Annotated in this window: 1 protein-coding gene; it reads left to right on the forward strand. The window is 68.9% G+C overall.

The features are described from left to right. A partial coding sequence (locus tag IEY79_RS37020) for a non-ribosomal peptide synthetase (RefSeq protein ID WP_189112046.1) occupies positions 1-1,605 on the forward strand: 1,605 nt, incomplete at its 5' end. Between the last annotated feature and the right edge of the window lie 204 nt (positions 1,606-1,809).

The following is a 1,809-nucleotide window of genomic DNA, read 5'->3' on the forward strand; positions in this document are numbered from 1 at the left end:
GCCGGTGGTGCTTATCTGGCGCTTGATCCGGCTTATCCGCGTGAGCGTCTGGCGTTCATGCTGGAGGATTCCGGTGCCCGGGTGGTGGTGGGTCATGAGGAACTCTTCGACCGGCTGCCGCTCGATGGCCGTGTGACCGTCGACATCCGCAAGACCCAACCGGCGTCCGGCCCCGCACCGGAAGCCGGCAACCGGGGCCAGGACGTCGCCTGCCTTTCCTACACATCAGGGTCGACAGGGACGCCGAAGGGCGCCCTGCTGCCGCACGACGGGCTGGTCCGTCTGGTGTGCGGAACCGCCTATGTGCCGCTGTCACGGACCTCGGTCGTCGGGCAGATGTCGGCCGCGTCTTTCGACCCACTGATGTTCGAGGTGTGGGGCGCACTGCTCAACGGCGGACGTCTGGTGATCATCCCGCCCGAAGCGGTGATCTCCCCCGAGACCCTGACGGAACTGGTGCACTCCGAGGCAGTGACCGTCCTGGCGACCGTGTCCGCCTGGTTCAACGCGACCGTTCCACTGGCCCCTGAGCTGTTCGGCGCGTTGGAGCACGTGACGGTGGGCGGCGAGGCGCTCAACCCGCTCATGGCCGAGCGGGCCCTGGAGGACGCGAGGAACACCCGCTTCTACAACTGCTACGGACCTACCGAGGTCTCGATGACCGCCACCTCGGAGCCCTTGGCCGCAGGCACCGTCACGGCGGGCCGTATTGGCTCGCTCATCCAGAACACCCAGGGCTGGATCGTCGACCGGTTCGGGTGTCTGGCACCGGTGGGTGTGCCGGGTGAACTATGGCTGGGCGGCTCCGGCGTGGCAAGGGGATACGCGCGGCGGCCGGCGCTGACGGCGGAGAAGTTCGTCCCCGACGCTTTCTCGGGGGCCATCGGCGGGCGGCTGTACCGCACGGGTGACCTCGCGCGGTGGCTGCCGGACGGCACCCTGGAATTCCTCGGACGTATCGACCACCAGGTGAAGATCCGGGGATTCCGCGTCGAGCCGGGCGAGACCGAAGCGGTGCTGCTCACCCACCCGCAGGTCGACGCCGCGGTGGTGGCGGCCCTGCCCGGCCCGGACGGCGCGCTGCGTCTCATCGGGTACGCCGAGGGACCGGGACTGACCCCGGAGCACAGCGGTGAATTGCGGGAGTTCCTCGTCCGGCGGCTTCCCGAGTACCTGGTGCCCGCACAGGTCCTGGTCCTTGACGCGCTGCCGCTGCTTCCGAACGGGAAGATTGACCGGAAGGCCCTGCCCGAGCCGGACCTTGGCACCGGGGCCGTCGAGTACGTCGCCCCCGCCGACGAGACCGAGGAGACGGTCGCCCGGATCTGGTCCGAAGTCCTCGGAGTCGAGCGTGTCTCCGCCACGGACCACTTCTTCGACCTCGGCGGACACTCCCTGCACGCCGTCCGCGTCACCGCCCGGATCAACCAGCAGACCGGCGCCGGGATCGGACCTCATGACGTGCTGGCCCACCCGACCGTCCCGAGCCTCGCGGCACACATCCGCGGATTGCGGCCCGGGTCGGACGACATTGGTCGGTTGATGGCTGAACTGGCGCAGCTGTCCGACGACGAGGCTGCTCGTCTTCTGGAGGAGGAACTGTGAGCACCAGATCCCCGCTTGCCTCGTTCGACAGCAGCTCGGACCGCAGTCCCCTTCCGGGCGTGACCGATGAACAGTGGCAGAGGCTCACCCCGGCGAAGCGTGAACTGCTGCGGCGAAGGCTGACCGCTTCGGCTGGTTCGTCTGGGGGTGTGTTGGTGGGTTCGGGTGCGGTGGAGGGTGTGTTGTCGCCGGCGCAGGAGGCGT

Origin of the sequence: Streptomyces camponoticapitis (assembly GCF_014646115.1) — a bacterium.
In the GTDB taxonomy this organism is placed as follows: domain Bacteria; phylum Actinomycetota; class Actinomycetes; order Streptomycetales; family Streptomycetaceae; genus Streptomyces; species Streptomyces camponoticapitis.